General features: G+C 65.6%; 29 protein-coding genes. 10 read left to right on the forward strand and 19 right to left on the reverse strand.

Going from position 1 to position 26,645, the window contains the following annotated elements:
- From ldcA to NG900_RS11555, 5 genes are all read right to left on the reverse strand, one after another.
- Positions 1 to 927 (reverse strand): muramoyltetrapeptide carboxypeptidase, encoded by a 927-nt coding sequence (gene ldcA, locus NG900_RS11535; protein ID WP_252680278.1) that lies wholly within the window; start codon positions 925 to 927, stop codon positions 1 to 3.
- The gene (gene tadA, locus NG900_RS11540; RefSeq protein ID WP_252680280.1) at positions 924 to 1,472 is read right to left on the reverse strand and encodes a tRNA adenosine(34) deaminase TadA; all 549 of its coding nucleotides are present in this window, start codon (positions 1,470 to 1,472) and stop codon (positions 924 to 926) included. Before tadA ends, ldcA begins: the two co-directional genes overlap by 4 nt.
- 19 nt (positions 1,473 to 1,491) lie before the next feature.
- On the reverse strand, positions 1,492 to 1,968 hold the full coding sequence (gene queD, locus NG900_RS11545; RefSeq protein WP_009238193.1) for a 6-carboxytetrahydropterin synthase QueD: 477 nt from the start codon (positions 1,966 to 1,968) through the stop codon (positions 1,492 to 1,494).
- A gap of 77 nt (positions 1,969 to 2,045) precedes the next feature.
- Complete coding sequence (gene queE / locus NG900_RS11550) at positions 2,046 to 2,684, reverse strand: 7-carboxy-7-deazaguanine synthase (RefSeq protein WP_063391056.1); 639 nt, start codon at positions 2,682 to 2,684, stop codon at positions 2,046 to 2,048.
- A gap of 259 nt (positions 2,685 to 2,943) precedes the next feature.
- Positions 2,944 to 4,161: an MFS transporter gene (locus NG900_RS11555; protein WP_252680282.1), complete on the reverse strand. Its 1,218-nt coding sequence runs from the start codon at positions 4,159 to 4,161 to the stop codon at positions 2,944 to 2,946.
- Between the two features lie 147 nt (positions 4,162 to 4,308).
- Here NG900_RS11555 and NG900_RS11560 point away from each other — a divergent pair, with 147 nt between their 5' ends.
- The 5 genes from NG900_RS11560 (at position 4,309) to NG900_RS11580 (ending at position 8,980) form a co-directional block, all read left to right on the forward strand.
- Positions 4,309 to 5,244, forward strand: a complete 936-nt coding sequence (locus NG900_RS11560; RefSeq protein ID WP_252680284.1) for a LysR substrate-binding domain-containing protein — start codon at positions 4,309 to 4,311, stop codon at positions 5,242 to 5,244.
- A 140-nt stretch (positions 5,245 to 5,384) separates the two neighbouring features.
- Positions 5,385 to 5,630, forward strand: a complete 246-nt coding sequence (locus NG900_RS11565; RefSeq protein WP_252680286.1) for a helix-turn-helix transcriptional regulator — start codon at positions 5,385 to 5,387, stop codon at positions 5,628 to 5,630.
- Positions 5,631 to 5,633: 3 nt separating this feature from the next.
- Positions 5,634 to 6,980: a type II toxin-antitoxin system HipA family toxin gene (locus tag NG900_RS11570; protein ID WP_252680288.1), complete on the forward strand. Its 1,347-nt coding sequence runs from the start codon at positions 5,634 to 5,636 to the stop codon at positions 6,978 to 6,980.
- On the forward strand, positions 6,977 to 8,179 hold the full coding sequence (locus NG900_RS11575; protein ID WP_252680290.1) for an MFS transporter: 1,203 nt from the start codon (positions 6,977 to 6,979) through the stop codon (positions 8,177 to 8,179). The genes NG900_RS11570 and NG900_RS11575 overlap by 4 nt, the downstream gene beginning before the upstream one ends.
- 105 nt (positions 8,180 to 8,284) lie before the next feature.
- Positions 8,285 to 8,980 carry a DsbA family protein gene (locus NG900_RS11580; protein WP_252680292.1) on the forward strand — a complete coding sequence of 232 codons (696 nt, stop codon included), beginning with the start codon at positions 8,285 to 8,287 and terminating at the stop codon, positions 8,978 to 8,980.
- A 12-nt stretch (positions 8,981 to 8,992) separates the two neighbouring features.
- Here the strand turns inward: NG900_RS11580 and thpR are convergent, their stop codons facing one another.
- The 3 genes from thpR to pcaH all read right to left on the reverse strand — a co-directional run bounded on the left by thpR (position 8,993) and on the right by pcaH (position 11,170).
- The gene (gene thpR / locus NG900_RS11585; RefSeq protein WP_252680294.1) at positions 8,993 to 9,577 is read right to left on the reverse strand and encodes an RNA 2',3'-cyclic phosphodiesterase; all 585 of its coding nucleotides are present in this window, start codon (positions 9,575 to 9,577) and stop codon (positions 8,993 to 8,995) included.
- A gap of 157 nt (positions 9,578 to 9,734) precedes the next feature.
- Positions 9,735 to 10,430, reverse strand: coding sequence for a protocatechuate 3,4-dioxygenase subunit alpha (pcaG, locus tag NG900_RS11590; protein WP_252680296.1), 696 nt, complete (start codon positions 10,428 to 10,430; stop codon positions 9,735 to 9,737).
- Positions 10,430 to 11,170, reverse strand: coding sequence for a protocatechuate 3,4-dioxygenase subunit beta (gene pcaH / locus NG900_RS11595; protein WP_252680298.1), 741 nt, complete (start codon positions 11,168 to 11,170; stop codon positions 10,430 to 10,432). The genes pcaG and pcaH overlap by 1 nt, the downstream gene beginning before the upstream one ends.
- Before the next feature lie 93 nt (positions 11,171 to 11,263).
- Here pcaH and pcaQ point away from each other — a divergent pair, with 93 nt between their 5' ends.
- A complete protein-coding gene (gene pcaQ / locus NG900_RS11600; protein ID WP_252680300.1) occupies positions 11,264 to 12,205 on the forward strand; it encodes a pca operon transcription factor PcaQ in 942 nt (313 codons plus the stop codon).
- Between the two features lie 59 nt (positions 12,206 to 12,264).
- Here the strand turns inward: pcaQ and NG900_RS11605 are convergent, their stop codons facing one another.
- The 3 genes from NG900_RS11605 to NG900_RS11615 all read right to left on the reverse strand — a co-directional run bounded on the left by NG900_RS11605 (position 12,265) and on the right by NG900_RS11615 (position 15,295).
- Positions 12,265 to 13,653, reverse strand: coding sequence for an L-cystine transporter (locus NG900_RS11605; RefSeq protein ID WP_252680302.1), 1,389 nt, complete (start codon positions 13,651 to 13,653; stop codon positions 12,265 to 12,267).
- A 120-nt stretch (positions 13,654 to 13,773) separates the two neighbouring features.
- Positions 13,774 to 14,550, reverse strand: a complete 777-nt coding sequence (locus NG900_RS11610; protein ID WP_252680304.1) for a DUF2182 domain-containing protein — start codon at positions 14,548 to 14,550, stop codon at positions 13,774 to 13,776.
- On the reverse strand, positions 14,525 to 15,295 hold the full coding sequence (locus NG900_RS11615; protein WP_252680306.1) for a DUF899 domain-containing protein: 771 nt from the start codon (positions 15,293 to 15,295) through the stop codon (positions 14,525 to 14,527). The genes NG900_RS11610 and NG900_RS11615 overlap by 26 nt, the downstream gene beginning before the upstream one ends.
- Before the next feature lie 95 nt (positions 15,296 to 15,390).
- Between NG900_RS11615 and NG900_RS11620 the strand changes: the two genes are divergently transcribed.
- Both NG900_RS11620 and NG900_RS11625 read left to right on the forward strand, forming a co-directional pair.
- Positions 15,391 to 16,611, forward strand: a complete 1,221-nt coding sequence (locus NG900_RS11620; protein ID WP_252680308.1) for a helix-turn-helix domain-containing protein — start codon at positions 15,391 to 15,393, stop codon at positions 16,609 to 16,611.
- A gap of 36 nt (positions 16,612 to 16,647) precedes the next feature.
- Positions 16,648 to 17,292: a Vgb family protein gene (locus NG900_RS11625; protein ID WP_252680310.1), complete on the forward strand. Its 645-nt coding sequence runs from the start codon at positions 16,648 to 16,650 to the stop codon at positions 17,290 to 17,292.
- 81 nt (positions 17,293 to 17,373) lie between these two features.
- Here NG900_RS11625 and uraH read toward each other — a convergent pair whose 3' ends face one another.
- Genes uraH through NG900_RS11640 form a run of 3 tightly spaced genes read right to left on the reverse strand, consistent with a single transcriptional unit; the run spans position 17,374 to position 19,587 of the window.
- Positions 17,374 to 17,703 (reverse strand): hydroxyisourate hydrolase, encoded by a 330-nt coding sequence (uraH, locus tag NG900_RS11630; protein ID WP_252680312.1) that lies wholly within the window; start codon positions 17,701 to 17,703, stop codon positions 17,374 to 17,376.
- Positions 17,704 to 17,720: 17 nt separating this feature from the next.
- Positions 17,721 to 18,245: a hydroxyisourate hydrolase gene (locus NG900_RS11635; protein ID WP_252680314.1), complete on the reverse strand. Its 525-nt coding sequence runs from the start codon at positions 18,243 to 18,245 to the stop codon at positions 17,721 to 17,723.
- Between the two features lies 1 nt (position 18,246).
- A complete protein-coding gene (locus tag NG900_RS11640; protein ID WP_252680316.1) occupies positions 18,247 to 19,587 on the reverse strand; it encodes an MFS transporter in 1,341 nt (446 codons plus the stop codon).
- A 429-nt stretch (positions 19,588 to 20,016) separates the two neighbouring features.
- Here NG900_RS11640 and NG900_RS11645 point away from each other — a divergent pair, with 429 nt between their 5' ends.
- Complete coding sequence (locus NG900_RS11645; RefSeq protein WP_252680318.1) at positions 20,017 to 20,964, forward strand: LysR family transcriptional regulator; 948 nt, start codon at positions 20,017 to 20,019, stop codon at positions 20,962 to 20,964.
- Between the two features lie 142 nt (positions 20,965 to 21,106).
- Positions 21,107 to 21,625, forward strand: a complete 519-nt coding sequence (gene uraD / locus NG900_RS11650) for a 2-oxo-4-hydroxy-4-carboxy-5-ureidoimidazoline decarboxylase (protein ID WP_252680320.1) — start codon at positions 21,107 to 21,109, stop codon at positions 21,623 to 21,625.
- 84 nt (positions 21,626 to 21,709) lie between these two features.
- Here uraD and NG900_RS11655 read toward each other — a convergent pair whose 3' ends face one another.
- Genes NG900_RS11655 through NG900_RS11675 form a run of 5 tightly spaced genes read right to left on the reverse strand, consistent with a single transcriptional unit; the run spans position 21,710 to position 26,315 of the window.
- Entirely contained in the window at positions 21,710 to 23,257 is a 1,548-nt protein-coding gene (locus NG900_RS11655) for a thymidine phosphorylase family protein (RefSeq protein WP_252680322.1), read from the reverse strand.
- A 9-nt stretch (positions 23,258 to 23,266) separates the two neighbouring features.
- Positions 23,267 to 23,545: a DUF1488 family protein gene (locus NG900_RS11660; RefSeq protein WP_252680324.1), complete on the reverse strand. Its 279-nt coding sequence runs from the start codon at positions 23,543 to 23,545 to the stop codon at positions 23,267 to 23,269.
- Between the two features lie 26 nt (positions 23,546 to 23,571).
- Positions 23,572 to 24,516, reverse strand: coding sequence for a ribose-phosphate pyrophosphokinase (locus NG900_RS11665; RefSeq protein WP_252680326.1), 945 nt, complete (start codon positions 24,514 to 24,516; stop codon positions 23,572 to 23,574).
- Positions 24,513 to 25,877, reverse strand: a complete 1,365-nt coding sequence (locus NG900_RS11670) for an MBL fold metallo-hydrolase RNA specificity domain-containing protein (protein WP_252680328.1) — start codon at positions 25,875 to 25,877, stop codon at positions 24,513 to 24,515. The genes NG900_RS11665 and NG900_RS11670 overlap by 4 nt, the downstream gene beginning before the upstream one ends.
- A gap of 15 nt (positions 25,878 to 25,892) precedes the next feature.
- Entirely contained in the window at positions 25,893 to 26,315 is a 423-nt protein-coding gene (locus NG900_RS11675; RefSeq protein ID WP_252680330.1) for an Hsp20/alpha crystallin family protein, read from the reverse strand.
- Between the last annotated feature and the right edge of the window lie 330 nt (positions 26,316 to 26,645).

Here is a 26,645-nt window from a genome sequence, read left to right on the forward strand (position 1 = left end):
CTACGTCTTGAGCGTCGGATACCCCGACAAGTGCAGCGTAAAGCCCGTGGCATCGACGTCCAGCTCGGCTTGTGCGCCGATCGGCAACGTCGCCTTGGTCGGGCAATGGCCGAACGGCAGGCCGGTCACGACCGGGATCGACAATCGCTCGGCCAGATAGGCGCGCATGGTGTCGAAGTCGTAACCCGCGTCATACGGCGTGGTGCGATAGCCCGAAAAATCGCCCAGGACCAGCGCCTGCTGAGCATCGAGCACACCGGCCTGCTGCAACTGCAGAAGCATGCGTTCAACGCGATACGGGTGCTCGTTGATGTCCTCAACAAACAGAATGCCGTCGCGGATTTCCGGCAGGTACGGCGTGCCGAGCAGGCTGCACAGCATGGCCAGGTTGCCGCCCCACAGCGTGCCCGCATAGCGACCAGGGTGCGCGCACTCCTGTGGCTGCGGCGCGTCGACACGCAGCGAATACGTTGGGCTGCGCAGGATGCCCCAGAAGTGTTCGACCATGAACGGGTCGACCATCTCCAGCCCGAAATCCGAACAGACGTGCGGGCCGGCAAACGTCACGCCGCCCGTGGCCGCCAGATACGCCAGCGAGAACGCCGTGAAATCGCTATGCCCGACGATGATCGCGTCGGTAGCCTGCGCGCGGCGGCCGATCCCGATGAAATCGAGATGGTCCAGCAGGCGCGTGAGGCCGTAGCCGCCACGGATCGCCATCGCAATCTCCTGGCCGCTGCCGGTACCGATCTGGTGCAGGTCGGCCAGCCGCGCGAGCTCTCCGCCGGCAAAGCGCTGGTGCTGGCGGCTCAGGCATTCCCGGTTGACGATCGTGCAGCCCTGCGCTTCCAAGAACGCCACGCCGCGCTCGGCGATGGCTGGGTCATTCGGATAACCAGAAGGCGCAATCAGGCGGACGGTAGTCATGCGGTAGGCTTGTCGGTTTCGGTCGTTGCAAGCCGCGCGGCCTTCTGGCTGGCGCGGCGCTCGGCGAAGAAGGCACGCAACATGTCGCCGCATTCCTGCGCGAGCACGCTGCCGGTGATGGCGGTCTGGTGGTTCAGGCGCGTCTCGGCAAACAGGTCGAGGATGCTGCCGGCGGCGCCCGTCTTCGGGTCCGGCGCGCCGTAGATGACGCGTGCCACCCGCGCATGCAGCATGGCACCGGCGCACATCACGCACGGCTCCAGCGTCACGAAGACTTCGCAGTCGGGCAGGCGGTAGTTGCCGAGCTTTTCAGCTGCCTGGCGCAGCGCGCGCATCTCCGCGTGGGCGGAGGGGTCGTGCGTGCCGATCGGTGCGTTGTAGCCGACGCCGACGATTTCGTTGCCGCGCACCACCACGGCGCCCACCGGTACCTCGCCCTGCCCCCACGCAAACTTTGCCTGCACCAGCGCCTGTTGCATCCAGTAGCCGTCGCGCTCGTGGGCGGACATGCCCGCAGGCGGCGTGAGGACGTGGGGCGTAGTCATGCGTATTGAAACGATTCGCTCAATCCTGCTCGTGCGGGCGCGCGAGCTTCACGTCGGCCCAGCAGTTGGGGGTTTCGTACAGCACCAGCTTGGACAGGCGCAGATGGTGCCCGAACGTATTGCGGAACACCGGCTCCAGAATGTCGAACGCGACCTGCGCGAGGTTCTCGACCGTGGGCACGTCGTTCAGCACGACGGTCTTGTGGCCGCCTTCCATGTCGTTCAGAAACTCGACCAGCTTCGTGTCGCCGCGATAGACCAGGAACGCGTGGTCCCACAGGTCGACAAGGTGCTTGTTGGCGAGCTGCTTGACGTCGCCGAAGTCGAGGATCATGCCGTCGTCGGCAGCCTTGTCGTTGTGCAGGACTTCGCCGGTCAGCGTGAGTTCGAGCTGGTAGCGGTGGCCGTGCAGGTTGCGGCACTGGCCAGCGTGGCCCGGGATGCGGTGGCCGGCGTCGAATTCGAGCCGGCGCGTGATGGAAACGGTCTTGGTCATGGAGCGCTAAGGACTAAGCTGCGGCAGCGGGGCTGCAAAAACGGCTGGAACGACTGGACAAGATGCAGCAGCCCGCCTCAGCGGATGCCCAGCATCTTATGGGTTTGCAGCGACAGGCGCCAGCGCGGCCGACGTTGGCATAGCTCGACGGCTGCCGCAGTATTCTGCCGCGCGAGCGGGCCATCCATGGCCTGCAGGAAGAAATGCTGAAAATCCAGCCGTTCGTATGCGTCGAGGTCCTGCCCGTCTTGCGGGATCACGACCTTCAGCTCGTCGCCACGCGTGACGACCAGTTCCGAGCCCATCTTCGGGCTCACGCACACCCAGTCGATGCCGTCGGGCACGGCGATGGTGCCGTTGGTCTCGATGGCGATCTCGAAGCCGCGTGCATGCAGCGCGTCGATCAGGGGCTTGTCGAGTTGCAGCAGCGGCTCGCCGCCGGTGCAGATGACGAGCGGTTTGCCGCCCGTGGCGCTGGCCGGCCATTCGGCAGCGACGGTGTCGGCCAGGGCATCTGCGGTGGTGTATTTGCCGCCTTGCGTGCCGTCCGTGCCGACGAAGTCGGTGTCACAGAACTGGCAGACGGCGGTGGCGCGATCGGCTTCGCGCCCGCTCCAGAGGTTGCAGCCGGCAAAGCGGCAGAAGACGGCTGCGCGGCCAGTGTTGGCACCCTCGCCTTGCAGCGTGTAGAAGATTTCCTTGACGGCGTAAGTCATGTCTGAACGGTGGCATTCACAGGAGAACGGCGCAAAAGCGACGTCATTCCCGCGCAAACCGTACCAGTACCCACTAGTGAATAACCCGGTATTGTTTCACAGATCGGGCTTTCGCGCCGCCCTACCCGCAGAAGGACGCCAGCGTCACAAACGAAAACGCACCTTCCGGAGTCAGCCATGCTGTGAAGACCCATGCAGCACCGGCTATCGCCAGGGCCCATGCCGTCCAGCGGCCAAGTCGCACGCTCATGCTGCGCATTTACGCCATTCCTGCCACTGGCGTGCGCGCCAGTTGGCGGTCATCAATCGGCCAGTGCAGCAGCGCGGCCACCACACCGAGCGCCATCGCCCCAAACCAGATCGGGTCGTACGAATGCAGGTGGTCGTACACCACGCCGCCAAGCCACACACCCAGGAACGCGCCGATCTGGTGGCCGAGGAACACAAACCCGAACAGCGTGCCGATATAGCGCACCCCAAACACCTGCGACAGCAGCCCGTTGGTAAGCGGCACCGTGCCCAGCCACAGCAGCCCCATCACGATGGCAAATCCATACAGCGTGACCGCCGACAGCGGCAGCAGGATGAACAGCGCAATCGCCGCCGTGCGGATCAGGTACAGCAACGACAGCAGAGTCTTGCGCCGGAACAGCCCGCCCAGCGCGCCGCAGTAATACGTGCCGACGATATTGGCGGCGGCAATCAGCGCCAGCGCGACCATGCCGTGGCGGCCCGTGAGCCCCTTGTCGAGCAGGTAGGCCGGCATATGCGCGCCGATGAAGGCGAGCTGGAACCCGCAGGTCAGAAAACCGAGGTTCAGCAGCCAGAAACCCCGGTGCGCAAAGGCTTCGCGGATAGCCGCTCCCATGCTCTGATGCGCCTCCTGAGCCACGGCTGCCGACGTGCGCTCTCGCAGCGGCACCGCCAGCGGCAAAAACACCGCCATCACCAGCGCCATGACCACCAGTGCCGACACCCAGCCGACAGAGCTCAGTAGGCCCTGCGCCGTCGGCACCATGATGAATTGGCCGACGCCACCCACCGCACCCGCCACGCCCAGCGCCCAACTGCGGCGGTCAGGCGTTGTGAGCCGGCTGATGGCGCCATACACCACGCCGAATGACGTGCCCGACAACCCCATGCCAACCAGCAATCCCGCCGATAACGTAAAGCCCAGCGGCGTGCCGGCATGCGCCATCAGCAGCAAACCCAACGCATAGACGGCGATGCCGGCGACCATCACCTTCGCCGCTCCAAACCGATCTGCCAGCATGCCGGCAAACGGCTGCATCGCACCCCAGATCAGGTTCTGCAGCGCGATGGCCAGGCCGAAGGCTTCGCGCGTCCAGCCGCGGTCCATGGTGATCGGCACCAGAAACAGGCCCTGTACGTGGCGAATGCCCAGCGCCAGCCCGATCACCGCCCCGCCCGCCAGGATCAGCAGCCAGGAGGATTGTGTTAGCGATTTCGATGTCATGCGCGATGTCTCCGTTGCAGCTGACATTCCCATCCCGCAACCGTACCGGATGTGCGTTTGGGTGGAATGTCGCCCGATGGCCTATTAAACTTCGCCATATTCGGGTTCTCAATTGATCTTTGAGAACGCTTTGCATGAGGAAAGCGCATGTCTGCACCCCTGGTTCGATTGGCATCCCTGGACTTGCTGCGCGGTTTCGTGGCGGTGGGCCGGCGCATGAGCATCACGCTTGCCGCTGATGACCTATGCCTGACCCAATCAGCGGTCAGCCGGCAGGTGTCTGCGCTTGAGGAAACGCTGGGCGTGAAGCTGCTGGTGCGCGGCCATCGCTCAATTGCATTCACGCCCGAGGGTGAACGCCTGTTCCGCAGCGCCGACAGCGCCGTGCAGCAGTTGCAGGACGCCATTGGCGCCATCCGCGTGGCCGCCGAGCGACGACCGGTCACGATTACCGCCAGCATCGGCGTAACAGGCTTGTGGCTGCTGCCCCGCCTGGCGCGCTTTCAGCAGCAGTATCCCGACATCGACGTGCGCGTGGCCACCAATAACCGCCTCGTCGACCTGAAAAATGAGGGCATTGAACTGGCCATTCGCTACTGCCCACCGGCGGATGCACCACCGGGCGCGATCCGCCTGTTTGGGGAAACCGTGGCCCCCGTCGCACATCCGTCGCTCGGCGTGCGCGCGCTCGACTCCGCCGAAGCGCTGGCCGGCCTGACCCTGCTCGATTTTGACGACCGTGACCTGCGCCGCCCCTGGCTCCAGTGGACCGATTGGCTGGCCGCCGCCGGCTGGAGCCACGCCAAACCCCGCACCGTGCTGCGCTTCAACCAGCACGACCAGATCATCCACGCAGCGGTGGCGGGCCAGGGCATCGCGCTTGGGCGCCTTGAGCTGATCGCGCCGCTACTGGCCGATGGCCGTCTGGTGACAGTGCCGACCACGGCCCCTGGCCTGCATAACACGCATGCGTACTGGCTGATCCAGGCGGAGCCCAATCCGCGTCGCGATGTGCGCGATGTGGCGGCATGGATCCGTGCGGAGGCTGAAGCCCAGGCCGCTCCCACACCTGAGCGCGTTTGAACGCACACCCCAGAGACGTCATTCGGGCTGCCACAAATATCGCCAAAAAACGATAAGCTACAAATATCGCTGATTTGCGATATCTTGCATTTATCGCTTTTGAGCGATAGAGTGCAGATATCGTCTTTGGGTGATATCTGATGGATACACTGCTTTCCTCAGCGCCGCAGTTGTCGGCGCATCTGAAATCGTTGCGCAAGGCGCGCGGGCTCACGCAGGCCCAACTCGGCGCGCTGCTGGGCGTGAGCCAGAACCGCATCGCCGACATCGAAAAAGACCCTGGCGCGGTCGGCTTCGAGCAACTGCTACGCATCCTGCATGCACTCGGCGCACAGTTGGCCGTGCGCACCGCCGCGCCCGCCACCGACACACCGGCCGACTGGTAAGCGATGGCGCATCCCGAACTCCATCTGTGGATGAACGGCGAGCACGTCGGCGTCTGGACCGCCAGTCGCGCGGGTGTGCCGATCCTGCGCTATGACGATGCGTGGCTGCGCTCGCCGAATGCCCGGCCGCTGTCGCTGTCCCTGCCGATCCCCGCCGGTGTGCCTGAGCTGCGTGGCCAGGTCGTCGACGACTATTTCGACAACCTGCTGCCCGACGCCCAGCCCATCCGCGAGCGCGTGCGGCGACGTTTCGGCCTTGCCTCCACCGATGCGGCCGAGCTGCTGGCTGCCATCGGTCGCGACTGCGTGGGCGCCGTGCAGCTGCTGCCGCCCGGCATGGAGCCCACCGGCTTCAACCGCATCGACAGCGAACCGCTTTCCGACACCCAGGTCGATACGCTGCTGCGCAACCTGACCGCCAACCCCGCGCTCGGTGAAGACGCCGACGACCCCGACGCCTTCCGCATCTCGATTGCCGGCGCCCAGGAGAAAACCGCTCTCCTGCGGATCAGCGGCAAATCGGGCGATGCCTGGCACCGGCCGCTGGGCGCCACGCCCACCACGCACATCCTCAAGCTGCCGCTGGGCCTGATCGGCAACATCCGCGCCGACATGCAGGACTCCGTGGACAACGAGTGGCTGTGCGCGCAGTTGCTCTCGGCATGGGGCCTGGACGTGGCCCGCACGGAAATCGCCCGTTTCGGCGGTCGCAAGGTGCTGGCCGTCGAGCGCTTCGATCGGCGCTGGATGCCCGGCAACACCTGGATTGCGCGCCTGCCGCAAGAAGATTTCTGCCAGGCCACCGGCACGCCCGCGCATCGCAAGTACGAGAACGACGGCGGCCCGGGCATGCGTACGTGCCTCGGCCTGCTGTCGGCCTCCGAACAGGCCATCGACGACAAGCGCCGCTTCGTGCTGGCGCAGCTCGCTTTCTGGCTGCTGGCCGCCACGGACGGGCATGCGAAGAACTTCTCGCTGGCCATCGAGCGCGGCGGGCGTTTCCGTATGACGCCGCTGTATGACGTGCTCTCCGTCTGGCCGATCATGGGCGACGGGCCAAATCAGCTCTCGCCGTATCGCGCGCGGCTGGCGATGGCGCTGCGCGGCAAGAACGCACATGCGCGGCTGGCCGACATCCACGTGCGGCACTGGCAGGCGCTGGCCGCACAATCAGGCGTGCCGCATGCGTTTGCGCAGATGCAGGCGCTGATGGAGCGCGTACCCGCCGGGTTGGATCAGGTTCAGTCCATGCTGCCGAACGATTTCTCCACGCGCGTGTGGGATACCGTGCGCGCCGGCGTCCTGTCGCAAGTCGAACGCTTTCATACCGAACTGGCTGCCACACCATGACCCTTACCTCGCGCCGCAGCGTCCTGCGACAGATTCCTGCGGGCATCTGGATCCTCGGCGGCGTCAGCCTGCTGATGGACGTCGCCTCCGAGATGATCCACAGCCTGCTGCCGCTGTTCATGGTGTCGACACTCGGGGCCAGCGCCTTGACGGTCGGGCTGATCGAGGGGCTGGGCGAATCGACCGCGCTGGTGGTCAAGATCTTCTCCGGCACGCTGAGCGACTACCTAGGCAAGCGCAAGGGCCTGGCCGTGTTCGGCTATGCGCTGGGGGCGCTCTCCAAGCCGCTGTTTGCCATCGCGCCCACCACCGGCATCGTGCTGACGGCACGTTTGCTGGACCGCGTCGGCAAGGGCGTACGCGGGGCGCCCCGCGATGCGCTGGTCGCCGACATTGCGCCTTCCGAACTGCGCGGCGCGGCCTTCGGGTTGCGGCAATCGCTCGACACCGTGGGGGCGTTTCTGGGGCCGCTCCTGGCAGTCGGGCTGATGCTGCTGTGGGCCAACGATTTCCGCGCCGTGTTCTGGGTAGCCGTGATGCCGGGGCTGCTGTCGGTCGCGCTGCTCGCATTCGGCCTGCGTGAGCCGGAGGCCGGCAACGGCACCCAGCGCACCAACCCCATCCGCCGAGACAACCTGAAGCGGCTGAGCGGCGCGTATTGGTGGGTGGTGATGATCGGCGCGGTCTTCACGCTCGCGCGCTTTTCCGAGGCGTTTCTGGTGCTGCGCGCGCAGCAAGGCGGTATTCCCGCAGCGCTGGTACCGCTGGTGATGGTGGCGATGAACGTGGTCTATGCGCTGACGGCGTATCCGTTCGGCAAGCTCTCCGACCGCATGCGGCATACGCGGCTGCTGGTGCTTGGGCTGATCGTGCTGATTGCCGCCGATGTGGTGCTCGGCCTGTCCAGCCACTGGAGTGTGGTCATCGCGGGCGTGGCGCTGTGGGGCGTGCATATGGGCATCACACAGGGCCTGCTGGCAACCATGGTGGCCGATACGGCACCACCGGACCTGCGCGGCACTGCGTACGGCATGTTCAACCTGGTAAGCGGTGTGGCCATGCTGGCCGCCAGCGTCCTGGCGGGCGCGCTATGGGACAAGCTGGGGGCGGCTGCCACCTTCCACGCGGGCGCGGTGTTCTGCGTGCTGGCGCTGGGTCTGCTGGCCGTACGGCGCCCCGATGGCGGACGTACCGCATGACAGCGGCCTACTCGCCTGCCAGCGCTCGCAACGCATGCGCCTCCGTATTGGTGTTGATCTGCGCCCAGGGCGAAATGAAGTGACCTCAATAACATGGAAACAGCCATGACGACATTGCATTACATCTACGACCCGCTGTGCGGCTGGTGCTACGGCGCCGCGCCGCTGGTGGATGCTGCACGCACGGTGCCGGGCCTGCAGGTCGCCTTCCACGGCGGCGGCATGCTGGCGGGCCCGAACCGCCGCGCAGTTACGCCGCAATGGCGCAACTACGTCATGCCGCACGATCACCGCATCGCCGAGATGACCGGCCAGCCCTTCGGCGAACCGTATTTCGAGGGCCTGCTGCGCGACCCCACTGCGGTGATGGATTCCGAACCGCCCATCACCACAGTGCTGGCGGCAGAGGCGCTGGGCGGGCGCGGGCTGGACATGATCCACCGTATTCAGCGCGCACATTACGAAGAAGGCCGGCGAGTTGCCGATGTGCCCGTGCTGCGTGAACTGGCGGCAGAGATCGGCTTGTCGCCTGAAGCCTTCGATGCGGAATACGCGCGGCAAGCCGGGGCGCTCGCGCAGCAGCACATGGCGGCCGCTCGGCAGTGGCTCGATCGTGTGGGCGGCCAGGGTTATCCGACGTTTGCATTGGAAGACGCTGATGGCCGCGTGGGCAGTATCGACATCGGCCCGTGGCTTGGCCGCCCCGAACAATGGGCACAGGCGCTGGCACAGCACATCGGTGCACCGGCACCGGTGGGCGGAGCCGACGGCCCGGTCTGCGGGCCTGAGGGCTGTGCCTGATGCGCGATCTTCTCAACCGTTGAGCGGCCAGCGTCCGAGTTCGTCATACCGGGTCTTGCCCAGCCAGCTATGGATCAGCACGAACTCGCGTACGGTCCAGCTGATGGGCTCGACCGCTTTCGGCGCGAAGCCGCCGCGGTCATACAGCAGCGTGACGTGTGGCTTGAAATGCCCGCGCGGCACGGGCACCCCGGCGTGCTGCAAGGCCTCGCCCAGCACTGCCTGAAACGTCATCAACTCGGCAACCCCCTCGCCGCCCAGCAGCACGAAGGGGCGATGGTCGCGGCGGCCGTGAAAGCTCACCACTTGGTCAAAGGCAACATCAAATGGCGGCAGCGCAAGCCCGGCTGCGGCCTGCCGCGTTCTCGCAATCAGGTCTTCTGGCGGCGGTTGAACGAAGTCGCCCAGGTGGTGCAGCGTGACGTGCAGACGCTCGGGGCGCAGCGCTTTCCCCTTGAATCCGACCACAGGCCGCAACTGCTCGACCCGCTGTGCAATGCGCGCTGCGGTATCGGCGTCGGGCTTGATGGCCAGAAACACGCGATGCGCAGGCAACTGCGGGGTGGCTTCGAATCCGGGAAGGGTCAGTTGGGTCACGGGACGGTCGCAAGACGCCGGTTGGCGATCCGCTCATTATCGGCGCACGCGTGACGTGTCGCTGAAAGTCCGGTTGAAACGCCTGCCTGCCGCACAAAAAACAACGCCCGGCGGTGCAAACCTGCCGGGCGTTGTGCCTGCTGCTGTGATGCGTCGATCAGATATCGAAGAACACCGTCTCCGGCCCGCCGTCGGGCGTGTCCTGCAGGCGCACGTCAAAGGTGTAGACCACCTCGCCGTTGCGCTCGCTGCGCTGGGCGACCAGTGTCTGGCGGCGCACTTCCCACTCGATACCGTTCAGCACCGGGTCAGCGCTGTTGGCGGCAGCCTCGTCGCTGAAATACACCCGCGTATGCAGGCCCAGGTTGATGCCACGCGCAAACAGCACCATGCAGATGTGCGGCGCCTGCACCGCGCCCGCGCGGCCAGCCACCGCACCCGGCTTGATGGTGTCGAAGCGGTAGACCCCCGTGTCGAAATCGGCGCCGCCACGCCCCCAGCCGCGGAAGGCGGCGTCGACAGGCTTGTCTTGGCGATCTCCCGGGTGGGCGTATTTGCCATCGGCGTTGGCCTGCCAGATCTCGATCAGCACATCGCGCACGAGCGAGCCGGAGCCGTCGTAGACGCGGCCTTCCAGGGCGATGCGTTCGCCGCGCGTGGCAGGCGTGGTCAGCACGCTGCCGAATTCCTTGTCGTAGATATCGAAGCCGGCCTGGCGCGGCGCAAGGCCGATATGCACATACGGGCCGCCCGTCTGCGAGGCCGTCTCGTTGAAGTGCGCAAACGGCGGTGTGGTCGTCATGGCCGTTGCCTGGGCACGTTCGAGCGATTCACGGAGCGTGGTCGTCGTCATTATTTGGCTCCTTGCAGGGCGTTCTCGAAATGCGTGGCGCGACGGCCGCGCAGCGTGATGTCAAAGCGGTAGCAGCGCGAATCGAGCGGCACGTGGTTGGCCGTGTCGAGCAGCGCAATCAGGCCGCGCACCTGCTCTTCGCTGGGGATGGTCTTGATGATCGGGCACTGCGCGATCATCGGGTCGCCTTCAAAGTACATCTGCGTGATCAGACGCTGCGCCCAGCCGTCGCCCGACAGCGAGTAATGGATATGCGCGGGGCGCCAGTCGTTGATGCTATTGCGCCAGGGGTACGCGCCCGGCCTGACGGTGCGATAGACGTAGTAGCCATTGGCGTCCGTCAGCATGCGGCCGCAACCGCCGAAGTTCGGATCGATCGGCGCGAGGTAACGGTCGTTCTTGTGGCGGTAGCGGCCGCCGGCGTTGGCCTGCCATACCTCGACCAGCGCGTTCGGCACCGGACGGCCGAACTCGTCGCGCACATAGCCATGGACGATGATGCGCTCGCCGATCGGCAGGCCGTCCTTGGCGTAGTTGAGGATGAGGTCGTTGTCGAGCGGGCCGAGATCGTCGGCATGGAACACCGGCGCGGTGGTTTCCGACAGCGTGTTGAGCGTGGAGATGAGCGCCTTGCGCGGCGAACGCAGCACGCTGGTCTTGTAGCCGGGGGTCAGTGCGGGCGGATGCTGCGTGGTGTCGCGCTGTGCAAACTCGCCGGTGCCGGAAAGCGGCAGGGTCATGGGTGTCTCCTTGTGAATGCTTGGAAAGCACTGTATATCTGCCAAAAAGTGAAGTAAATTGACTTCTGATCGAAAAATCAATAACCAGAGGTTATGGAAAATCTGCTGTCCGGCGATCTGCCCTCCCGCATCCGGTTCCGGCACCTGAGCTGCTTTGTCGCCATCGCGCAGGAGCGCAACCTGCGGCGTGCGGCGGAGCGGCTGCACCTAAGCCAGCCGGCGGTATCGAAAACACTCGGCGAGCTGGAAGCGCTGGCCGGTGTGCAACTCGTGGAGCGCGGCCGCCAGGGCGCACGGCTCACCGCTGCTGGCGAGCAGTTCCTGCGGCATGCGGTGGGGGTCACACAGGCGTTGGAATCGGCCACCGCCGCGCTGATGGGGTCTGGCGATGCGTCCGCGCCGGTCGTGCACGTCGGCGCCCTGCCCACCGTGGCGAGCAGCCTGCTGCCTCAGGCCATCGCCCGCCTGCATGCGCTGCGCCCGCACGCCGGCGTGCGGCTGCGCACCGGCACCAATATCGAACTGTTGAGCGCGCTGAAAGCCGGCGAGCTCGATTTCATCATCGGCCGCATGGCCGAGCCGGACGCCATGCAGGGGCTGTCGTTCGAGTTGCTGTATGCCGAACCGCTCGCACTGGTGGTGCGGCCCGGACATCCACTGCTGGCGCAGCCGGGGGCATCGGCCTCATTGCAGGCGGTGTTGGACTACCCGTTGGTGATCGCCACGCCCGGCACGGTGCCGCGCCATCACACCGAGGCGCTGTTCCAGACGCATGGGCTGCGCCTGCCGGCGGGCGTCACAGAAACACTGTCGGTGTCGGTCGCGCGCCTGCTGGCTTGTCGGTCCGACGCCGTGTGGATTACGCCCGAGCGCGCCGCACTCGACGATCTGGAACATGGCGGGTTGCTCCGACTGGACATTGCCACCTCCGGCACGAAAGAGCCCGTCGGCCTGTTGCGCAGAAGCGCGGCCACGCCAAGCGAACTGGCCGGCGCGTTCATGGACCTGCTGACCGAGCTGGCGCAAGCGTCCTAGTAAGCCGCCAAGAAAAATGCCGACCCCAGGGCCGGCATTTTTTCTTTGCGACACAGCGCTCAGCGATGGCTCAATTCGGGCGCATCATCGGTGTCGATGACACTGCGATCGGTTTGTCCCAGCAACTGGCTGGTGATGGTCCCGGCGGTCATCGATCCGTTGACGTTGAGCGCGGTACGGCCCATGTCGATCAGCGGTTCGATGGAGATCAGCAGCGCCACGAGCGTCACCGGCAAGCCCATGGCCGGCAGCACGATCAGCGCTGCGAAGGTGGCGCCGCCGCCAACGCCCGCCACGCCGGCCGAGCTGAGGGTGACGACCGCAACCAGCGTCGCAATCCAGGCGGGATCGAGCGGGTTGATGCCGACAGTGGGCGCCACCATCACCGCCAGCATGGCGGGATATAACCCCGCGCAGCCGTTCTGGCCGATCGTGGTACCAAACGAAGCCGCAAAGCTGGCGATGGATTCCGGCACCCCCAGGCGCCGTGTCTGCGCCTCGATGCTCAGCGGAATGGTGGCCGCGCTCGACCGGCTCGTGAACGCGAAGGACAGCGCCGGCCATACCTTGCGGAAGAAGCGCAGCGGGTTGATGCCGGTCAGAGCCAGCAGCACGGCATGCACGCCGAACATGATCGCCAGCCCCAGATAAGAGGCCACGACAAAGCCGCCGAGCTTGATGATGTCCTGCACGTTGGACACGGCCACCACGTTCGTCATGAGCGCCAGCACGCCGTATGGGGTCAGGCGGATGACGAGTCGCACGAGCTTCATCACCCAGGCCTGCGCGGTGTCAATGGCGGTCAATACGCGCTCGCCCTTCACTGCGTCATCCTTGAGCAGATGCAGCGCGGCCACCCCCAGGAAAGCGGCGAAGATCACCACGCCGATGATGGACGTCGGCTTGGCGCCGGTCAGCTCTGCAAACGGATTCTTCGGCAGGAAGGACTGCAGCAGCTGCGGAACCGTCAGGTCTGCCACTTTGCCCACGTAGTTGTCCTGGATGGCGGTCAGCCGAGCGGTTTCCTGGGCGCCTTGCACGAGACCCTGGGCTGTCAGGCCGAACAGGTTGGTGACGAACACCCCGACCAGCGCGGAAATCAGCGTCGTGAGCAGCAGCGTGCCGATCGTCAGCACGCTGATCTTCCCCAGCGATGCCGTGCTGTTCAGCTTGGCCACCGAGTTCAGCACCGAGACCAGCACCAGCGGCATGACGATCATCTGCAGCAGTTGGATATAACCGCCGCCGACGATGCTGAACCAGGAGATCGACTGCTTGAGCGTCGCGCTGTCGTCGCCGTAGATCAGGTGCAGCACCAGCCCGAACACGATGCCCAGCACCATGCCCAACAGCACGCGTTTGGCGAGGCTCCAGCTCGCGTTCACGCGGCCCAGAGCCCCCAGGATGACGACGAAAGTCGCGATATTCAGTAAGAGCGGAACGTTCATTTTCCCTTTGTGTTGCAAGCGGCGATCAAAAATCGAGCCGGCATCTTACGCCAGATGTACAAAGGGTGCCGAAGCAAGAAACGCCGCGTGAACGCCCGTGGACATGCCTTCAAGGCCACGTCAGACACCGAGAAGCGGCTCAGCAATCCAGTACAAGCCCGCGCCCATGGCAACCGTGCCGACGAGGCGGGCGATGTGATCTCCGGCGGGCGCAAGCCGCTCCAGCGTGATGCAGGCCGACACTGCCGCCATGACCCGCAGGTCCATGACGCCGGCCACCAGGAGGATCGCCGTCAGACCGGCGCAAGAACCCACGCACCGGACGCCAAGGCGCGCCCCGTGTCGCCATGCCGCCCCGTTGGGCGTAGGAGCCATGTGGCAGCGCGCCAGCTGCCGCGCCTTCCACGCGCTGAATTGGAGCGCCCCCGCCGCAACAACGATGAGCCCGCCTGCAGCGGTAACGCCCCGCGCCAGCACCGGCCATGTCATCTCCAACGCCGCCAGCACCGCCCCGAGCGCAAAGACCACCACGCCGACCGCCGCCCACACCGCGAAATACGCCGCTCCCGCCAACGCCGTCGGCACATCGATGTTCGGCGCGCCGGCCGCGCGAAGCGCCACACGGTAGCGCCACAGCACGGGCAGCAAGGATGGCAGCATCATCTGCACCATCATCAGCGTCCACATGCCGATGAACGTTACCGCGAAGGTTGGCCACGTCTGCCCGCACATCGGCATCCAGGCCATCGGCATCGCGCTCATGCTGGGCATGGCGTGGCACCACGCTATCGTCGCCGCCGTGCTGGCCACGAACAGCAGCGCCGAGGCAGCCAGGAAACCGCGCTCGGACGCCGCATGCGCGCGCGGCAGTTCAACGCGGTTGGCCGTACTCATCATGGCGACGCCACCAGACACCGGTCTCATTCCGGCCCAGTGGCGCGCGATCAAGCCATTGGTAGGCACCCCACAAGCCATCGAGCCCACGTGCGTAGGTGGAGTACGTGTGGTACACGACGCCATCCTTGAGCACGAACGCGCTCATGCCGGGCCGGTCGCGCACGTAGGTGGGCGCGTCGGTGCCGCACATGCTCGCGAACTGCTGCACGGGCTCGGGCAAGTCGGATGCGTCCATCACGTGGCTGCCGCGCACGTAGTTGTAGTCGGCGCTGCCCGCGCGCTGCTGGTCTTCCGTGATCGACACGTTGAAGTCGTAGTTGAAATCGCTGCCCACCGACGACACCCACGGAAAACTCCAGCCCATCCGCCCGCGGTATTCGAGCAGCTTGGCCAGCGGCCCGCGCGACACCGCCATCAGCGTGACGTCGTGGTTTGCCAGATGCGTGACGAAGCCGTCAAAACCATCGGCAATCATCGAGCACGACGGGCAGCCCGCCTTGTAGTCGGGGCCGAACATGAAGTGATAGACCAGCAACTGCGAGCGCCCCCCGAACAGATCAGCGAGCGCGGCAGCGCCGTTCTCGGTTTCAAAGCGATAGGTCTTGTCGACGCGGACCCACGGCAGCGCTTGTCGGCGGCGTGCCAGCTCGTCGCTGCGGCGGGTGAGTTCCTTCTCCGCCTTGAGGAGTTCGATGCGCTCCGCGAGCCACGCTTCACGGGTTCCGATGGGATGTACTGCACTCATGCCTGCCTCCATGTCGGTCAAAAATCAGGTGATTGGTCGTGCTAGATTAGGCGCCGACCTCAACCGGCGGGAGTGACAAGTGTGGCGGGATTCGAATGGATTCTTTGATCACGGCCGCAGCGCGCGCCCTCGCTGCCGGTGACCCATTCGGAGCGCTGAACCGCGTTGCCCTGCGCGACGACGCGGCCGCGCTCGCGCTGCGCGGCATCGCCATGGCACAGCTCGGTGACCTGTCCCGCGCCAGGTTGCTGCTGCGTCGCGCCGCCCGCGCATTCGGCGCAAGAGAAGCCCTGGCGCGGGCTCGCTGCATCGTGGCGGAAGCGGAAGTCGCCCTCGCCTCGCGCGATCTCGGCTGGCCCGCCAAGACCCTCGACAGTGCCCGCGCCACGCTGGAGGCGCACGGCGATCACGTCAACGCTGCCCATGCGCGGTATCTCGACATCCGCCGCCTGCTGCTGATCGGCCGCCTGGACGATGCCGAGCGCGCGCTTGCGGCACTGAACCCGGTGCGGCTGCCGCCGGTATTGCGGGCTGCCCACGCCCTGGTAGTCGCCGGCATTGCGTTGCGCCGGCTGCAGACTGCTGCAGCGTGCGCCGCCCTGGCCAACGCCGATCTCGCTGCGCGGCAGGCCGGCATCCCGACGTTGACGGCAGAGGTCGAACGCGCCGCGCAGGCACTGAGCGCGCCTGCCGCCCGGCTGATCTCACGCGGCAACGAATGTGTTCTCCGGCTTGACGAGGTGGAAGCGCTCTTCGCATCCGACGCGCTTGTCGTCGATGCTTGCCGGCTCGCCATACGGCGGGCCGACACGGTTGTCTCGCTTGCCACGCGTCCGGTGCTGTTCACGCTTGCGCGCGCACTGGCTGAAGCGTGGCCGGAAGACGCGCCAAGAGACACCCTCATCGCCCGCGCATTCCGCACACGGCACCCTGATGAGTCGCACCGCGTGCGCCTGCGTGTTGAAATCGGGCGTCTGCGCACGGCCCTCGGCGCGTTAGGCACGGTCAAGGCGACCCGGCACGGATTCGCCCTGCAGCCGACCCGGGCCGAAGACGTCGTCGTGCTTGCGCAGCCGGTTGAAGAGCCTCATGCCGCCGTGCTTGCCTGCCTGGCCGATGGGGAGTCGTGGTCGAGCTCGGCGCTGGCATTGGCGCTTGGGGCCAGCCAGCGTACGGTGCAGCGTGCGCTCGATGCATTGGCGGCAGCCGACAAGGTGCAGTCCTTCGGGCACGGACGGGCGCGCCGCTGGGTGACCCCGCCGGTACCCGGATTCGCGACCACCTTGTTACTCCCGGCACCGCTGCCGAGTGAGTAGGATGAAGACTCCTCAACCGAATCCAGCGAGCCCGACATGAAACGATCCACCGCCGAAGTCGTCCGCGAATATGGCCCCTTCCCCGGTGTCGAAAACGTGGGCGGCGTCACCTACAACGGCGAGCGCATTTGGTTTGCCGCGGGCGGCCAGTTGAAGGAGCTCGATCCCGACAGCGGCAAGACGGAGCGCTCCATCGACGTACCCGCCCATGCCGGCACGGCGTTTGACGGGAGGCACCTGTTCCAGATCGCCGAAGACCGCATCCAGAAAATTGACCCGCAAACGGGCAACGTGCTTGCGACGATTCCCGCACCGGGCGCCGGCGGCGATTCCGGCCTCGCGTGGGCCGAAGGCACGCTGTGGGTCGGCCACTACCGTGAGCGCAAGATCCGCCAGATCGACCCGGACACCGGCAAGGTGTTGCGCACGATCGAATCGAACCGGTTCGTCACCGGCGTCACGTGGGTCGACGGTGAACTCTGGCACGCCACGTGGGAAGGCGATACGAGCGACTTGCGGCACATCGATCCGCATACCGGCGAGGTGCTGGAGCAGCTCGACATGCCGCCCGGCGTGACCGTATCGGGGCTGGAATCGGATGGCGCAGATCAATTCTTCTGCGGCGGCGGGCCCACCGGCAAGATCCGCGCGGTACGGCGCCCCCGCAAGCAGGCAGCCTAGGCTTGATCGCGCCGCCCTAAAAGGAACAAAGCCCGCTGCAACGCGGGCTTTGTTCATTGGAACATCGGGGAGCGCGGCGCCTCAGCTGCCGCGATAGGTGCCAAAGCTCCAGGGCGAACACAACAACGGCACGTGATAGTGCTGCGCTGCGTCGGCCACCGTAAAGCGCACGGGCACCATGTCGGAGAATGCGTCCTGAAAATGGTCTGCGACCCAGAAGCGCAACTCGAACTCGCCCGTGCGCGCCTGAGCGGCGGGAAGCATGGGGGCGTCGGTGCGGCCGTCGCCGTTGGTCTGCGTGCGGTTGATGAGCTTGGGGGGCTGCGTGCTCATGTCGAACAGTTCGATCCGCATGCCGGCCACGGGCTTGCCAACGGATACGTCGAGTACGTGCGTGCTGATGCCTGCCATGGTGGGTCTCCTGATGCTTAGCTGCCGAGGTAGTAGTTGTAGCTCCACGGCCCGAACAGCACGGGCAGGTGGATGCGGCGGCTGGCATCCATCACGCGAAAGCGCAGGGGAATCTTCGACAGAAACAGCGGTTTCGGCAGGTTGGCCTTGCGGGCAGCGAAGTATTCATCGGCGTGCAGCAGCAGCTCGTAAGTGCCGTTGCGATAGGCGTCGCCAATCAGCAGCGGCGGGTCGCTGCGACCGTTGGGGGCCAGCGTGATCGTCTGGATGTGCTGCGACTGGCCATTCTCGACGCGGAACATGTCCACGCGCATGCCGGCGGCCGGCGTGCCGTGCCAGGTGTCCAGCGCGTGCATCGTCAGGCGCGGGCTCAGGCCAGCCTGCTGTACCGGGCCGGTGGTCTGGTTGGGTACCGCAGCCGCGGCATCGGCGCCGGCCGCTTGAGCCGCACCGGCCAGCAGCGCACTGCCGCCCAGTGCTACGGATTGCAAGGCAAAGCGACGGCGCCCTGCATCGAAGATGGTGTTGTCGTTGTCACGCATGTCATGCCTCTTTGGTGTTGCGCAGATTGCGGATGCCGATGAGCACCAGCACCGCCGCCAGGACCTCGATGACCGCCACCAGATACAAGCCGCTGGTGACCTTGCCGGTCGCATTCTTGATCAGCCCCATCACATAAGGCGCGCCGAAGCCGGCCAGGTTCGAGACGGAGTTGATCAACGCCACGCCCACCGCCGCGGCGCTGCCCGCCAGATAGCGATTGGGAAGCTGCCAGAACACGGGGATGGCGCTCATGGTGCCCACCAGCGAGGCCGTCATGGCCAGCATGATGATGACGGGGGACATCGCCGGCACGCCCATCAGCACGGCCAGCGCCGCCATGGCAACACCACCGACGATCGCTGCACCGCTGAAGTGCCAGCGGACCTCGTTGCGGCGATCGGAATGCGCGCCGTTGGCGATCATGCCGATGGCGCCGCAGAGGTAGGCCACAGCCGCAATCCAGCCGACGACCATCGGGTTGCCGAAGCCCACATCCTTGATGATGGTCGGGATCCAGAACGTGAGCGTCGAATTGGCGCACAGCAGGCAGAAGAAGATGGCGATCAGCAGCCATACCTTCGGGTTGGTGAACGGCTCACGCCAGCTATGGCCGCGCTCACCCATGGCGGCGCTGTCGCGGCGCAGTGCGTCGAGTACGACGCGCTTCTCGCCCTCGGTCAGCCAGTGGGCATCCTCAGGCTTGTCGGTCATGTAGAACCACGTCACCACGCCCGCCACCACCGAGGGGATGCCCTCCAGGATGAACAGCCACTGCCAGCCGTGCATGCCTTGCACACCGCCCATCGTGGTCATGATCCAGCCCGCCAGCGGACCGCCCAGCACGCCCGCAATGGCCGACGCCGACATGAACGTGCCAAACGCCCGTGCGCGCCGCTGCGAGGGGTACCAGTAGGTCAGGTACAGGATCACGCCCGGATAGAAGCCCGCCTCGAACGCGCCCAGCAGAAAACGCAGGATGTAGAACTGCGTGGGCGTGGTCACATAGGTCTGCAACATGCAGATCACGCCCCAGCAGATGGTGATGCGCATGATGGTCTTCTTGGCGCCGATCTTCTGCAGCAACGCGTTCGAGGGCACCTCGAAGAGGAAATACCCCAGGAAGAAGATGCCAGCGCCCAGGCCGTACACCGCCTCGCTGAAGTGCAGCGAATCCAGCATCTGCAGCTTGGCAAAACCGATGTTGACGCGGTCCAGCCACGCCAGCACCCACAGCACGCCCAGGAACGGCAGCAAGCGCCATGAGATCTTGCGGTAAGTGCTGGATTCCGCGTCATCGGTCGCTCCCGCGAACACGGGAATGTCCTGTTTGGTGATGGACATGAGAGTCCCTCCTGTTTCGGTTGACGTCGTTCCGCCATCCAACCCGTGGGGCATCACGACAGCAGGCCATTCGTCCGGAGGCAAGAATTGCACCAAGCCGACGGCCGTCTGTTTTTGTTGCAGGCAGTATATGAAGCGCCCCGCAACGGGAAACGGGGGGACGCTGGTATAGGCCCTATAGCAGCATCGATATGGGCCGCGAAGCCTTGTGTGGAAAGGGATTGTGGGCCGTCACCAGAGAGATCGGCTGACCTATGGATTACCCTAGGCGGCATCTCGCCAGTGCTTGCCGCGCACGACGCGCACGACAAGCCGAACCGAATCGGGGCGCTGGTGTTCGGGTTGCACCGCGTTGCCCTGCCCGGAACAACACGCTAAAACATTGCCAACACAACGTTCGCTGCCCTTGCCCGCCCGGCCCCACGCCTTATGATCCGCGCCGACGACCCGTTCGATACCTACCTGCTCCGCGTCCTGTGCACGCTGATCGCCGAGCAAAGCGTGTCTCGCACCGCCATTCGCATGAACCAGTCGCAACCCGCCATCAGCTCGGCGCTCAAGCGGCTGCGCACCATCTTCAACGATCCGCTGCTCACGCGCGAGAAGAACGTCATGGTGCCCACCGAGCGCGCGCTGCAACTGGCACGCAACGCGCAGGCGGCATTGAGCGCGCTGGACAACCTGCTGGTGTCGGATGACCGCTTCGACCCCGCCACCACCGAGCAGACCTTCACGGTGGCCATGCCCGACTACCTGGCGCCGCCCTTCTTCGCCCACGTGGTGCGCGAGTTCCGTCAGGCGGCGCCCCATGCGCGCCTGGTGGCGGTGCCGCTCGCCGCCACGTTCAACTATGAGCAGGCGCTGTCCGACGGCTCGGCCGACATCGTCATCGGCAACTGGCCCAACCCGCCGGAACACCTGCACCTGTCGGTACTGCTGGAAGACGATGTGGTCTGCGTGGTGGCGCAGGACAGCATTCACGCTCAGCCGGGAAAATTCACGCCGCAGGCGTATCTGAGCGCCTCGCATATCGTGCCGACGCCCTATTCGCGGGACCAGCGCGGCCTGGTGGATTCCGGCCTGAGCACCATGCGCGTGCACCGCGACAACCGCGTGAGCTGTCCGTACTTCAACCTCGCCCCCAGCCTGATCCCAGGCACCGATTTGATCCTGACCACCGGCCGTCATTTCGCCAACTACCATGCGCAGCATGTGCCGGTGGCGGTGCTCAATCCGCCGATTGATTTTCCGTTCATGCGCTTCTACCAGTTGTGGCACCCGTCACGCCATCGCTCGGCTGCGCACATCTGGCTGCGCGGCATGCTGACGGCCGCCTCGCAGGCATTGCGCGACCTGCGCGACATGCACCGGGAATAGGCACCCCGGCAGCGGTATCGCGTTCTGTTATGCGCCTTATTGGGGCATTGCTCTCGTCGGGGCCGCGGGCGCTTTCTATACTGCGCCCGTATTCATCGTCCATGCCCGGCTGGAACGGCGGGGTTTTACGGGAGAGCAGTCCATGTCACAGTCAATCGATCTGGCGCAGGTCAATGCGCTGGACCACGCGGGCTTTGCGCATGCCTTCGGCAGCGTATTCGAGCATTTTCCGCAGGCCGCCGAAGGCGCCTGGGCACAGCGCCCGTTTGCGTCGGTGGATGCGCTGCATAACGCGATGATGAACGTGGTACGCACGCTTGACGCGCGCGGCCAGCGCGACTTCCTGAACCTGCACCCGCTGCTGTCGGGCGCCAACATCCGGGCGGGCACGATGACGGCGGATTCCAACGCCGAGCAGAAGAGCGCCGGGCTCGATGCCATGTCGGATCAGCAGGAAAGCACTCTCGACCGGTTGAACGCTGCTTACCTGGAGCGACACGGCTTTCCCTTCATCATCTGTGTGCGGCACTACACGCGAGAGGGCATCTTTGCCTCGTTGGAGCGCCGCCTGCATCGCAGCACCGAGCAGGAGCAGGACGAAGCGCTGGCGCAGATCGCGGCGATCACGCGTGGCCGGTTGAATGCACGTCTGAGCGCGTAGACCCGGTTCGCCTGCCCATGAAAGCCCGCGGCACTGCGGGCTTTTCTGCTTTTTCGGACGCCTTGGCCCGCTCACCGATCTGGGTCAGCCCATTTGCATCGCAGACAGGCTGACTACGGCATGCGTCAGCGCGTATGTCGAGGAGTACTCCAGCTCGCCGGAGGCTTGGGCGTGAATCGTGAACAGCGGCTGGCCCACGGCGACCTGGTCGCGCAATCGCACGTGCATCTGCACGCCAGCGACCTGCCGCATGGGTGCGCCTGCGAGCTTCGCGATGCGCGCCAGGTGCCGGTTGTCGATATTGGTGACCACGCCATTTTTCTCCGCCACGACGTCGCGACGGAAGACGGCCTCGCCTGGCGTGCGCAAGCCGCCCTGCGCTTCGCAGATGGCTTCGAACTTTCGCCAGGCCGCGCCGCTGTCCAGCAACCCGGTTGCCATGTCGAGCCCGGTTCCGGCAACGGCAGCACCGCAAAACTCCAGCAAGGCGCCGGCGAGCAATAGCGAACGGTCCCGCAAGTCGAACGGTGCGGTTGGCGAACGCTGCAGCACCGCCAGAACGTCTCTCGCTTCCAGCGCAGGGCCGATGCCGCGGCCAATCGGCTGCGTGCCGTCCGTGCGCACCATCAAAACCCGGACCCCGAATGCCTGTGCCACACGCTGGAGCAGCATGTCGAGGCGATCCAAGTCTTCGACACTACGCACCTTGGCCGTCGGCCCTACCGGCACATCGATCAGCACATGCGTCGACCCGGCCGCAATCTTCTTCGAAAGAATGGATGCGACCAGCTGCGCATCGCTGTCGACATCCAGCGCCCTTTCCACGCGGATCAGCACATCGTCTGCCGGACTCAGGCTCAATGCACCGCCCCAGGCCAGCGATGCGCCTACCTGATCCACAACCCTTCGCAGCTCCGCCGCACTCAGGTCGACGCGCGTGAGCGTTTCCATCATGTCGGCAGTCCCGGCCGGCGAAGTGATGGCACGTGACGAAGTCTTGGGCAGCAACAACCCTGCCGCTGCCCCGATGGCAACGACGATGGGGCTGGTGCGATTGCCGGGCAGCCCGCCCACGCAGTGCTTGTCTGCAACGACGGCGCGATCCCAGTGCAGACGCTCGCCCGAATCGACCATGGCCTGCGTCAGGTCGATGGTCTCCCTGATGGTCATCCGCCCCGCCGCGCACGCGCTGAGGAACGCGGCGATATGGACGTCGGCATAGCGTTCTTGCGAGATGTCGTTGATGATCTCCTGCAACTGGCGCGCATCCAGGTGCGCTCCATAGAGCTTGGCGCGCAAGGCGCGCAACGACTCCAGCGATGGCGCATGCGTCACGCACACCTGGTCACCGGGGCGGGCCATCAACGGTTCCACCGCGCTGGACGACAGGCCGACCTCATGCTTCTCCAGCAGCCCCGAGCCCACCAGGTTGAGCGTGGCGATCAGCGATCGCTGCCCGATGCGGACTTCCACCCGGGCCTGCGCGGCAAAGCCTTCCGACCGGCAGACGGCGCTGTCGGGGTGCATGTAGATGACGTGCTCTTGCCACGTATCGATGCCCAGCGCCTTGAACGTCAGTTGCTCACAGGGCGTGCTCGGGGCATCGGCCAGGGGCATCAAGACAGTGGTCATGGCGGCGCGTCAGTTGGCAAAGCGGAAGTGCCCGCTGTGCAGCGTGATGTCCTTGGCGCCGGTCTGCTCGAACAGGGAGCGCGCCACCTTTTCGATGTCTCCGCGGTGCACGTGGAACGCACTGAGCAGATCGTCCGACCGGCATGAGCGCGCGCCAAAATGATCTTCGAGCGCCTCCGCCGTGATGGCGTAGCTCGCGCAGCTGCCGTCGATCGACGCGCCGCACTGCAGCAGCGGCCCGGCCGCGCAGTAGGTCGGCTCGTCCGGCGGGAACAGGATCTGTTTCATGATGGTCTCCAGATACGAAGGTCGGCTCATCCAGCAAGCAACTGCTGGCTCGCGCGCAGTGGCAGATCGAACATGCGAGTGATGGCGTCGACCAGCGGTTTAGTCAGCGCTATCCGGTTCGACGGGTGAGGGATGGTGTCGCAGGTGACGACGTCTGCGCTGGCCGCGCACAACTGGCTGTAAGCGTCTGCGGCAAACAGGGCGTGGACTCCGATGCACACGGGCTGAGGATGGCCCGCCCGGCGCAGCGACTCCGCCGCGGCGAGCATCGTGCGCCCAGTCGAGACGATGTCATCAACCAGCACGGGAATACAGCGCGGCGGGATCGCCGGCGCATCTGCCACCTCCACGTGCCAGGCGCTGTGCCGCGTCTTGGCCAGCGCAGCCCAAGGCGCCTCGCAGATATCGGCCACCTGCGCGACCCATTGCCGGCTTTCTTCGTCAGGCCCTATCAGGAACGGTGCGCGCACGTGCGCCTGAATCCATGCGGCGATGGCGGGCGCAGCCTCCACCGCCGCCGTCGGCATGCGATAGACATCCGACAAATGCGCAATGCGGTGCAGGTGCGGGTCGACCGTCACGAGCCAGTCGAATGCGCCGTTCAACAGTGCGGCAAAGTGCTCGGCCGCGCGAACCTCGCCAGGATGAAAGACAGCGTCCTGCCGCATATAGGCGAGGTACGGCGCGATCAACCCGACACGGCGCGCCCCGCCCTCACGCGCGGCAATCGCCAGCCATAGCAGTGGCAGGCATTTCTGGTCGGGGTGATCAAGCGTGCAGACGATGGCAACCTCTGCGCCGTGCACCGGCGTGTACAGCCGCACGTACGATTCGCCATCCGGAAAGTGCGTTACGGCGGCGTGTCCAAGCTCGGCGCTCAGCGGGATGGCAAGTCGCATGGCGGCGGCCTCGCAGCCCGGCATGGCGATCAGCACGCGCTGCGGAGCAAGACCAACGGCCGGGGCGTTCATACGTCCTCCAGATAGTAGGCCTGGCGATACTCGGGCATGCGGACCGGCCACTGCAGTTCGTGCTCGATGCGCTGGCGCAAGGCATCGCTCGCGGCCGGCTCCCCATGCACGATGAACGTTTGATGGGGTGCACGCGCAAAGCCGCGCAGCCAGGTCATCAACTCGTTGGCATCCGCATGGGCGGAAAGATTCTGGATCTGCTCGACCGAGGCGCGAATGGCAACCTCGCGGCCATGCACGCGCAACGCCCGTTGCCCCGCCAGCAGCGCTGCGCCTCGTGTACCCGCAGCCTGGAAGCCCGACATCAGGATGGCGTTGCGTCTGCCGCCGCCAAAGCTCTTGAGGTGATGCAAGACGCGGCCGCCCGTTGCCATGCCGCTGGCCGCAAGGATGATCTTGGGTGCGCGATCGTTGCCAAGGTGCATCGACTGCTCGGGGCTTTGCACCGGGATCGCCAACGCGCAAGCGGCCTGACAGTCCGCTGCCTCGATATGCAGATCATCGACATGGCGCGCGAATACCTCGGTGGCGAGTTCGGCCATCGGGCTGTCGAGGTAGATCGGCACATGCGGGATCCGATGCTGGCGGATCAACATGTAGAGGCAATACAGCAGCGCTTGGGTACGGCCCACCGCGAAGGCGGGAATCAGCAACGTGCCGCCCTGCCCGATCGTCCGCTGCACCACCTGCTCAAGCGCGTCGAGCGGGTCGCCCTCTGGATGCAGGCGATCTCCGTATGTCGATTCGACCAGCAGGGTATCGGCCTCGGTAATCGGCTCGGGCGGGCGCATGACGGGATCGATCTGCCGCCCGAGGTCGCCGGAAAAAACAATGCGCCGGCCCTCGGCAAACAAGGTCGCCGTGGCGGCACCGATGATGTGTCCTGCACGGTGGAACTCGGCTTCCACACCATCGGCTACAGCAAAGCGCTCACCATAGCCCACCGGATGCAGCCTGCGCAGCGCCCTGGCGGCATCCTTCTCGTCGTAAAGCGGCAAGGCAGGATGATGGCGCGAGAATCCCTCTGCGTTGGCGTAGTGCGCGTCTTCCTCGGCAAGCCGTGCGCTGTCAGGCAAGAGGATGTTGCACAGTTCCGCCGTGCCTTTCGTGCAATAGACCGGGCCGTGAAACCCATTGCGGACCAGCAGCGGAAGGTAGCCGCTGTGGTCGATGTGGGCGTGCGTGAGCACGACAGCGTCGATATGGTGCGGGTTGACGGCGAGCTTGTCCCAGTTGCGCAGGCGCAATGACTTGTAGCCCTGGAACAGCCCGCAGTCGACCATGACACGGCGCGCGCCGGTCTCAAGCACATACTTGGAGCCGGTCACCGTATCGGTAGCGCCGAGAAATTGCAGCCGCATGCCGTGCCCCGATGCTCAGCGGATCGTAACGCGTTGCTGCGGCGAAGCTTCCTTCTTGGGCAGCGTCACGCGCAGCAGTCCGTTCTCATACGTGGCGTCGACCTTGTTCTCGTCGACGGCCGCATCCAGCGTGAACATGCGCTGCATTGCGCCGCTATAGCGTTCGCTGCGGATGATACGTTCGCCTTCCTTCTCCTCGGACTGGCGCTCCACCTTGGCCGAGATCATGACCGTACCGCGATCGACCGTCACGTCGATGTCTTCCTTCTTCGCGCCCGGGATTTCCGCAACGACGCTGTAGGCCTTGTCGGACTCCGTCACGTCGACCTTGAACGGCAGCACGCCGTCCATGTTGCCGCGAAACGAGCGCAGAAGCCCTTGAAAGATGTCGCCGACCGGCTCAATGGCGAACGGGTCATAACGCTTGAGCTGACTCATGACTGCCTCCTAGTGAGTGGCCCCCGGGAATCTTGGGGCCGGCAAACTCATCGTGGCACGGCCGGCCGGGAGCGTCTTGCGGCAGATCAACGGCGGCGCACAGTCACGTCATCCGTGGCCCTGCAGGGTTCGTATTGCGCACATGGCTTCCGAGCCGCCCGCCGCCGTGTCAGGCTTTCCTGACATGGGAACCCGCCGCTCCGACAGCATTCTCAGCGCAGCCTGCATGACGCCAGCGCGCCCGCTGCCAATACTGGTGACACGCAGACACGCAACGCAGGCGCCCTGTCGAACCGCCCCAGAACACGACAACGCCAGCCAGTACAAAAG

Source organism: Ralstonia soli, from assembly GCF_023955655.1.
Lineage (GTDB): Bacteria > Pseudomonadota > Gammaproteobacteria > Burkholderiales > Burkholderiaceae > Ralstonia > Ralstonia soli.

Excerpts from the sequence above, each read along its gene's own strand:
- ldcA (WP_252680278.1), bottom strand. The coding sequence starts at position 927 with ATGACTACCGTCCGCCTGATTGCGCCTTCTGGTTATCCGAATGACCCA.
- tadA (WP_252680280.1), bottom strand. The coding sequence starts at position 1,472 with ATGACTACGCCCCACGTCCTCACGCCGCCTGCGGGCATGTCCGCCCAC.
- queD (WP_009238193.1), bottom strand. The coding sequence starts at position 1,968 with ATGACCAAGACCGTTTCCATCACGCGCCGGCTCGAATTCGACGCCGGC.
- queE (WP_063391056.1), bottom strand. The coding sequence starts at position 2,684 with ATGACTTACGCCGTCAAGGAAATCTTCTACACGCTGCAAGGCGAGGGT.
- NG900_RS11555 (WP_252680282.1), bottom strand. The coding sequence starts at position 4,161 with ATGACATCGAAATCGCTAACACAATCCTCCTGGCTGCTGATCCTGGCG.
- NG900_RS11560 (WP_252680284.1), top strand. The coding sequence starts at position 4,309 with ATGTCTGCACCCCTGGTTCGATTGGCATCCCTGGACTTGCTGCGCGGT.
- NG900_RS11565 (WP_252680286.1), top strand. The coding sequence starts at position 5,385 with ATGGATACACTGCTTTCCTCAGCGCCGCAGTTGTCGGCGCATCTGAAA.
- NG900_RS11570 (WP_252680288.1), top strand. The coding sequence starts at position 5,634 with ATGGCGCATCCCGAACTCCATCTGTGGATGAACGGCGAGCACGTCGGC.
- NG900_RS11575 (WP_252680290.1), top strand. The coding sequence starts at position 6,977 with ATGACCCTTACCTCGCGCCGCAGCGTCCTGCGACAGATTCCTGCGGGC.
- NG900_RS11580 (WP_252680292.1), top strand. The coding sequence starts at position 8,285 with ATGACGACATTGCATTACATCTACGACCCGCTGTGCGGCTGGTGCTAC.
- pcaG (WP_252680296.1), bottom strand. The coding sequence starts at position 10,430 with ATGACGACGACCACGCTCCGTGAATCGCTCGAACGTGCCCAGGCAACG.
- pcaH (WP_252680298.1), bottom strand. The coding sequence starts at position 11,170 with ATGACCCTGCCGCTTTCCGGCACCGGCGAGTTTGCACAGCGCGACACC.
- pcaQ (WP_252680300.1), top strand. The coding sequence starts at position 11,264 with ATGGAAAATCTGCTGTCCGGCGATCTGCCCTCCCGCATCCGGTTCCGG.
- NG900_RS11605 (WP_252680302.1), bottom strand. The coding sequence starts at position 13,653 with ATGAACGTTCCGCTCTTACTGAATATCGCGACTTTCGTCGTCATCCTG.
- NG900_RS11610 (WP_252680304.1), bottom strand. The coding sequence starts at position 14,550 with ATGATGAGTACGGCCAACCGCGTTGAACTGCCGCGCGCGCATGCGGCG.
- NG900_RS11615 (WP_252680306.1), bottom strand. The coding sequence starts at position 15,295 with ATGAGTGCAGTACATCCCATCGGAACCCGTGAAGCGTGGCTCGCGGAG.
- NG900_RS11620 (WP_252680308.1), top strand. The coding sequence starts at position 15,391 with ATGGATTCTTTGATCACGGCCGCAGCGCGCGCCCTCGCTGCCGGTGAC.
- NG900_RS11625 (WP_252680310.1), top strand. The coding sequence starts at position 16,648 with ATGAAACGATCCACCGCCGAAGTCGTCCGCGAATATGGCCCCTTCCCC.
- uraH (WP_252680312.1), bottom strand. The coding sequence starts at position 17,703 with ATGGCAGGCATCAGCACGCACGTACTCGACGTATCCGTTGGCAAGCCC.
- NG900_RS11635 (WP_252680314.1), bottom strand. The coding sequence starts at position 18,245 with ATGCGTGACAACGACAACACCATCTTCGATGCAGGGCGCCGTCGCTTT.
- NG900_RS11640 (WP_252680316.1), bottom strand. The coding sequence starts at position 19,587 with ATGTCCATCACCAAACAGGACATTCCCGTGTTCGCGGGAGCGACCGAT.
- NG900_RS11645 (WP_252680318.1), top strand. The coding sequence starts at position 20,017 with ATGATCCGCGCCGACGACCCGTTCGATACCTACCTGCTCCGCGTCCTG.
- uraD (WP_252680320.1), top strand. The coding sequence starts at position 21,107 with ATGTCACAGTCAATCGATCTGGCGCAGGTCAATGCGCTGGACCACGCG.
- NG900_RS11655 (WP_252680322.1), bottom strand. The coding sequence starts at position 23,257 with ATGACCACTGTCTTGATGCCCCTGGCCGATGCCCCGAGCACGCCCTGT.
- NG900_RS11660 (WP_252680324.1), bottom strand. The coding sequence starts at position 23,545 with ATGAAACAGATCCTGTTCCCGCCGGACGAGCCGACCTACTGCGCGGCC.
- NG900_RS11665 (WP_252680326.1), bottom strand. The coding sequence starts at position 24,516 with ATGAACGCCCCGGCCGTTGGTCTTGCTCCGCAGCGCGTGCTGATCGCC.
- NG900_RS11670 (WP_252680328.1), bottom strand. The coding sequence starts at position 25,877 with ATGCGGCTGCAATTTCTCGGCGCTACCGATACGGTGACCGGCTCCAAG.
- NG900_RS11675 (WP_252680330.1), bottom strand. The coding sequence starts at position 26,315 with ATGAGTCAGCTCAAGCGTTATGACCCGTTCGCCATTGAGCCGGTCGGC.